The sequence below is a fragment of the Streptomyces sp. NPDC007983 genome (assembly GCF_042958345.1).
Lineage (GTDB): Bacteria > Actinomycetota > Actinomycetes > Streptomycetales > Streptomycetaceae > Streptomyces.
This window is the reverse complement of sequence record NZ_JBIBJI010000002.1, coordinates 991,255-997,896: the sequence shown is the minus strand read 5'-3', so window position 1 is coordinate 997,896 and position 6,642 is coordinate 991,255. Positions and strand designations below refer to the sequence as shown.

At 72.3% G+C, this 6,642-nt stretch carries 5 protein-coding genes; 2 read left to right on the top strand and 3 right to left on the bottom strand.

Annotation, left to right across the window (positions count from 1 at the left end; all coding sequences use genetic code 11):
• Nucleotides 1-151: 151 nt before the first annotated feature.
• Nucleotides 152-1,732, bottom strand: a complete 1,581-nt coding sequence (locus ACFZCY_RS08935) for an aldehyde dehydrogenase family protein (protein ID WP_391170450.1) — start codon at nucleotides 1,730-1,732, stop codon at nucleotides 152-154.
• A gap of 86 nt (nucleotides 1,733-1,818) precedes the next feature.
• Here ACFZCY_RS08935 and ACFZCY_RS08930 point away from each other — a divergent pair, with 86 nt between their 5' ends.
• Together ACFZCY_RS08930 and ACFZCY_RS08925 are read left to right on the top strand one after the other, a co-directional pair.
• Complete coding sequence (locus ACFZCY_RS08930) at nucleotides 1,819-2,589, top strand: IclR family transcriptional regulator C-terminal domain-containing protein (RefSeq protein WP_391170358.1); 771 nt, start codon at nucleotides 1,819-1,821, stop codon at nucleotides 2,587-2,589.
• 98 nt (nucleotides 2,590-2,687) lie between these two features.
• Nucleotides 2,688-3,668 (top strand): aldo/keto reductase, encoded by a 981-nt coding sequence (locus ACFZCY_RS08925; protein WP_391170356.1) that lies wholly within the window; start codon nucleotides 2,688-2,690, stop codon nucleotides 3,666-3,668.
• Between the two features lie 158 nt (nucleotides 3,669-3,826).
• Here the strand turns inward: ACFZCY_RS08925 and ACFZCY_RS08920 are convergent, their stop codons facing one another.
• Nucleotides 3,827-5,047: a right-handed parallel beta-helix repeat-containing protein gene (locus ACFZCY_RS08920; RefSeq protein ID WP_391170354.1), complete on the bottom strand. Its 1,221-nt coding sequence runs from the start codon at nucleotides 5,045-5,047 to the stop codon at nucleotides 3,827-3,829.
• Nucleotides 5,048-5,329: 282 nt separating this feature from the next.
• On the bottom strand, nucleotides 5,330-6,625 hold the full coding sequence (locus ACFZCY_RS08915) for a polysaccharide lyase family 1 protein (RefSeq protein ID WP_391170352.1): 1,296 nt from the start codon (nucleotides 6,623-6,625) through the stop codon (nucleotides 5,330-5,332).
• Nucleotides 6,626-6,642 lie beyond the last annotated feature (17 nt).

Genomic DNA, 6,642 nt, shown 5'->3' with positions numbered 1-6,642 from the left:
CGCGGGGGTAAACACCCCCGGGGGCCCCGGATTCCCACCCCCCCCCGCCCCCCCCCCCCCCGGCGCCCCCCCCCCCCCCCCCGGGCGGGGGGGGGGGGGGGGGGGGGGGGGGGGCCCCCCCCCCCCACGGCCGTGCCGTCACCGGGGGGTGTCAGCCCTGCTGTTCCCGGATGCCGTTGACCCGGCGGGGCAGCCCGAGCGGGTTGTCGTCGCGCAGCTCCGGCGGGAGCAGCGCGGGCGGCGTGTCCTGGTAGCTGACCGGCCGCAGCCAGCGCTCGATGGCGGTGCCGCCGACCGAGGTGGAGGTGGAGGTGGTCGCCGGGTACGGGCCGCCGTGGTGCTGGGCGGGGGCAACGGCGACGCCGGTCGGCCAGCCGTTGACCAGGACCCGGCCCGCGAGCGGGGTCAGCTCGGCGATCAGCTCACCGGCCCGGCCCTCGGTGCCCTCGGCCTCGGCGGCGGAGATCTGGACGGTGGCGGTCAGGTTGCCCTGGAGGCGGCCGAGGACGGCGGTGATCTCGGCGTCGCTCTCGTACCGGGCGACGACGGTCACCGGGCCGAAGCACTCCTCCAGCAGCACATCGTGCGGGCCCTGCTCGGCGAGGCGCGCGGCCGGGACGGTGAGGAAGCCGGGGCTGACGCTGTGCTCGCCACCGGAGCCCGGGGTCACCGGAGCCTCGACGTCCGCCAGCTCGGCGCGCTCCTTGACCCCGGCGACGAAGTTGTCGCGCATGCGGTGGTCCAGGAGCACCCCGGCGTCGGTGTTGCTGACGGCCTCGGTGAGCGACTTGACCAGCGCGTCACCGGCCGCGCCCGCGGGCGCCAGCACGAAGCCGGGCTTGGTGCAGAACTGGCCCACGCCCAGCGTCATCGAACCGCCGAGCCCGGAGCCGATCTGGTCACCGCGCTCGGCGGCGGCCGCCTCGGTGACCACGACCGGGTTGAGGCTGCCCAGCTCGCCGTGGAAGGGGATCGGCACCGGCCGGGCGGCCGCGGCGTCGTAGAGGGCGCGGCCGCCGCGGATCGAGCCGGTGAAGCCCGCGGCGGCGATCAGCGGGTGCTTGATGAGTTCGATACCCGCGTCGAAACCGTGCACCACGGAGATCACGTCGGCGGGCAGCCCGTGCTGCTCGGCGGCGCGGCGCAGCGCGGAGGCGGCCACCTCGGAGGTCGCGGGGTGGTCGGGGTGCGCCTTGACGACGACCGGGCAGCCCGCGGCGAGGGCGCTGGCGGTGTCGCCGCCTGGCACGGAGAAGGCCAGCGGGAAGTTGCTGGCGGCGTAGACGGCGACGACGCCCAGCGGCAGCTTGTAGCGGCGCAGATCGGGCCACGGCGGGGTCTGGGTGGCGTCGGCGTGGTCCACGTGGACGTCGAGGAAGGCGCCCTCGTCCACGATCTTCGCGAAGGACCGGAGCTGGTAGCTGGTCCGGGCCAGCTCGCCGGTGAGCCGGGCCGGGCCGAGCGCGGTCTCGGCGTCGGCGGCCTCGACGATCGTGTCACGGGCCTCGTCGAGAAGATCGGCGGCGGTGCGCAGGAAGGCGGCGCGCACCGTACGGTCGGCGAGGGAGCCGCGTGCGGCGTCGGCCGCCCGCACCACCTTGTCGACCTCCTCCGCCGTGGCTTCGACCGCTACCTGCTCACGCTGCTTTCCGGTTCGGGGGTCGACGCTCCACACTGGTGCTGACACCGCGGATTCCTCCTGCTGTGTTACCGCTGCTTGCGTCTCGCACATCGACTGTTGTTCGATATGCTGAACGCTGTCCCGGTTGATGAATTCCATCGGGACTCTATGGCTGGTCGAACAGAGGGGTCAAGGCGATGACAGCTGCCGAGACGGGCGGGGCCCAGGTCAAGTCGGCGGTCCGCACGGTCGAACTGCTGGAGTTCTTCGCCGGCCGGCCCGGGATGCACAGTCTGGCATCCGTGCAGGAGGCCGTGGGCTACCCCAAGTCGAGCCTCTACATGCTGCTGCGCACCCTGGTCGAGCTGGGCTGGGTGGAGACGGACGCGACCGGCACCCGGTACGGCATCGGGGTGCGGGCGCTGCTCGTCGGCACGTCCTACATCGACGGCGACGAGGTCGTGGCCGCGGCCCGGCCCACCCTGGACCGGCTCTCGGACGACACCACCGAGACCATCCACCTCGCACGGCTCGACGGCACCAACGTGGTCTACCTCGCCACCCGCCAGTCCCAGCACTATCTGCGCCCCTTCACCCGCGTCGGCCGCCGCCTCCCGGCCCACTCCACCTCCCTGGGCAAGGCGCTGCTGGCCACGTACACCGACGAGCAGGTGCGCAAGCTGCTCCCGGAGACGCTGAGCCCGCTCACCGAGCACACGCTGACCGACCGCGAGAAGCTGATCGAGGAGCTGCACCTCATCCGCGAGCAGGGGTACGCGGTGGACCGCGAGGAGAACACCCTGGGCCTGCGCTGCTTCGGCATCGCCATCCCGTACCGCACCCCGTCCCGGGACGCCATCAGCTGCTCGGTGCCGGTGGCCCGGCTCACCGCGACCCATGAGCAGATGATCAAGGACGCGCTGTTCGACGCCCGCGACCGCCTCACCCTCGCCACCCGCCGCCTCTGACACGCCTGCCCCGAGGGGCTGACATCGGGCGTGCGGAGTGGTCTCCTGTGACCGGCCGAAGCCGAGGCGGCTGTCAGGGGCCGGGAGAGGAGACCGCCGTGGAGTACGCACGACTGGGCATGTCGGGGATCAAGGTGTCGCGGATCTGCCTGGGCATGATGAGCTACGGCGACCCCTCGTACCGGGCGTGGCAGCTGGACCTCGACGCGTCCCGGCCGATCGTGCGGCGGGCGGTGGAGAGCGGGGTGACGTTCTTCGACACCGCCGACATGTACGCGGTCGGCCGCAGCGAGGAGATCACCGGCGAGCTGCTGGCCGAGTGTTTTCCGCGGCGCGACGACTATGTGCTGGCCGCCAAGGTCTACAACCCGATGGGCCCGGGCCCCAACGACCGGGGGCTGTCGCGCAAGCACATCCTGGCCGGGATCGACGCCTCGCTGCGGCGGCTGGGCACCGACCATGTGGACCTGTACCAGATCCACCGCTACGACCATGAGACGCCGATCGAGGAGACGATGGAGGCGCTGCACGACGTGGTGCGCGCCGGGAAGGCCCGCTACATCGGCGCGTCCTCGATGTACGCGTGGCAGTTCGCGAAGGCCCAGCACACGGCCGACGCGCACGGCTGGACGCGGTTCGTCTCCATGCAGAACCACTACAACCTGCTGTACCGGGAGGAGGAGCGGGAGATGAACCCGCTCTGCCTGGACCAGGGCGTCGGCGTCATCCCGTGGAGCCCGCTCGCGCGCGGCCTGCTGGCCGGGACCCGCGACCGGGACCGCACCGGCTCCACGACCCGCGCCGCCAACGACCCCCTGGTCGAGCGGTGGTACGCGGACGCCGACTTCGACATCGTCGACGCGGTGCGCGCGGTCGCCGGGGAGCGCGGCGTCTCCCCCGCCCAGGTCGCCCTGGCCTGGCTGCTCAGCCGCGCCGCCGTGACGGCGCCGATCGTCGGCGCCACGAAGCTGTCCCATCTGGAGGACGCGGTGGCGGCGGTGGACCTGACCCTCGACGACGACGAGATCGCCCGCCTGGAGGCCCCCTACCGCCCCCGGGCCATCATGGGCCACCAGTAGGCCACACTCCCCACGCGCGCGCCGCCGGGCGGGCTCCCCCGGCGGCGCGCATGCGGGCCGCAGGCCCGGCAGGGCGCCGGGCCGGGGTTCAAGGGGCGGAGCCCCTTGGATCGGGAAGGGGCGGGGTGGGGAAATACACGTCTCCCCGGCGGCGGCGCTCAGTTCATGGTCGAGCCGACCTCCGTATCACCGGCGACCACGAGGAAGCTGGTGACGGGCAGCGAGCCGTCCTGCCGCCGGGCGCCGTACGCCGTGCCCGGTTCGGTGGTCACGAACGGCGGGGTGATCGAGGCGTCGGGCTTCCAGTTGTTGCCCCGGGAGACCGCCGACTCCCCGGTGTCGGCCTGGCCGCGTTCGTTGCCGACGGCGAGGTTCTGCTGGAGCAGCACGCGGGAGTCGGGGAAGGAGTAGCCCCGGCCCTGGTTGGCGTAGGCGGTGGTGCGCAGCAGCCGCAGGGCGCCGGTGTTGCCGCCCGCCGTGAAGCCGTTCTTGGAGTTCTTCCAGGCGGCGGACGCCCGGACGACATGAGCGGGGGTGGGCGCCGAGCCGGTGTCGGCGCCGAGCTGGAATCCGCTGCCGTCGCCCTCGAAGTCGCGGATGCCCCAGCGGTTGATGCCGTTGCCCCAGGCCCAGGAGTGGTCGATGGCGACGGGGCTCGCCCACATCCACAGGTCGAGGCCGTCGTCGCTGTTGTCGAAGAAGCGCGACCCGGTGATCACGTTCCCGGAGCCGGAGCCATGGGTGATCGCGATGCCGTCGGCCCTCTTGCCGCCGGTGGCGTCGTCGTGGTTGCCGTAGGAGTCCAGGTTCCGGATGAGGTTGCCGTCGGTGTTGTCACCGCGGAGGGTGAACCCGGTGTCGCCGTTGCCGCGGGTGGTGAGGTTGTTGAAGACGCCGCGCGAACAGGAGGTGCAGACCAGGCCGCTGCCGGGGGCGTTGCGCAGTTCGAGGCCGGAGACGGTCCAGTAGTCGGCGCTCAGGGAGAGCAGGGGGGCGCCCTCGCGGAGCCGGGAGCCGTCGATCCTGACCTTCTCGCCCCGGTACGGCCGCAGCTGGACGCGGTCCCCGGCGGTGCCGCTCACGGAACTGCGCAGGGTCCGGGTCGGGTAGTACGTACCGCCGCGCACCTCGATGGTGGTGCCGGGCTTGGCCACGGCGAAGGCCTTCTCCAGCGTGCGGTACGGAGCTGCAGGGGTGCCAGCCTGGCTGTCGTTGCCGCCGGGCGCCACGTAGATGGTGGTCGGAACGGCGCTCGCGCCCTCGGGGGAGGCGGTCAGGTACACCCCGGCCACGGCGGAGGCCACGATCACGGCGCTCCCGAGCGACAGGGTGCGGTCCTTGCGACGGCGGTGGCGACCGCGGCTTCGCCTCACTCTCATGGCAACTCCTGTTCTGCGTCGAGAGAGCGGGCCGTGGGATCCTGAACGACCCGCTCCATGGCGTAGTTGCCGCCGGTCCAGATTAGGTTGCCGCCGTCTGGAGGATTCTCAGATTACGGAATCGCGATCGTCCAGCGATAGGCCATGGCAACTCTTGATCATTCTGCGACCTGCATTGCCCGGCAGTCCAATTGGAGTTGACCAGAACATCGACAGGGAAGGGGAGGCCGGGCGGGGCCAGTTGACGCCCGGCCGCCCCTGCTCAGGGTGCCGGCGAGGCCGTCAGAGGCGGCCCGCGCCCGCGTCCTTGCCGACGATGCCGGGCACCGCGCGGGGCGCGTCGACGCGCGTGCGCAAGCTCGGGGTCCAGCCCGCGTCGCCGCCCAGCTGCTCATCGGGGACGCCCGCGTTGTGGAGGGCGAGGAGATCGGCCGGCTTGCCGCCCACCTCGTTGTTCTTCGCGGTCAGCGCCGTGCCCTTCCACTTCTTGATGATCTTCGCGGGGTCGGCGGAGGACGGCACCGTGAAGGCGTTGGCCTCGGCGACGAGCTGGGACTCGACCCCGATGCCCCAGCTGTACGCGTAGCCGCTCCGGGGCGCGACGAAGTGGTTGTTGTACACGTCGACCTTGCCGAACCGCACGCGCGGCGCGCGCTCCACGATGTTCTTGAACAGGTTGTGGTGGAGCGTGACGCGGAGCTTGCCGCGGTCCGTGGCGCCCGCGCTGTCGCTGTTGCCGATCATCAGCGTCTTGTCGTGGTCGGCGAACACGTTCCAGGAGGCGGTGACGAGGTCGGCGCCGCGCACCACGTCCAGTTCACCGTCGTGCTGCTGGTAGAGGCGGCCGTAGTAGCTGGGCTGGGCGCTGTCGGGGCGGCGGCCGTCGGTGAAGGTGTTGTGGTCGACCCAGACGTGGGTGGAGCCGTACACCACCAGGTTGTCGTACTCGGAGTTCCAGTTGCCGTCGTCGCCGTCGGCCGGGTCCCAGGCGGGGAAGCAGTCGAAGGCGTCCTCGAAGGTGAGGTTGCGGACGATGACGTTGTCCACGCCCCGGATCTGGAGGCTCGCGCCCAGCAGCTTGGCGTTCCGGCCGACGCCGAGGATGGTCGTGTTGGAGCCGACCTTCAGCTCGACGCGCTCGTACTGCCGGGCGGCGGACGCGGCGCGGGCGTCCTCCTGCGGGCCGGACGGGGCGGCCTTGCCCCAGGTGGCCGGGTCGTACGCGGTCAGGTACGCGTCCAGGGAGTAGCCGTCGGTCGCGTAGTCGGCGCAGGACAGCGGCTTCCCGGCGTCGTCGGTGTTGGCGTCGATCGTTCCCTTGACGTAGATCAGCCTCGGGGTCGGGTCGCCGTTGCCGAGGGCCTTCACCAGCTCGGCCCGGCCGGTGACCGTGAAGGTGTGCGCCTTGTCGGCCTTGGCGCCGCCGGTCGTGCCGCCGTCGGCGGAGGCCCAGCCGTCACCGGCCGGGAGGGCGCCGATCCGGGGCGTCTGGGCGGCTGCCGACGGGCCCTGGGCCACGCCGAGGGCGAGTGCGGCACAGCCGAGCACGGCGGCCACGCGGGCATGACGTCTGAACATGATGACTCCTGGAGACG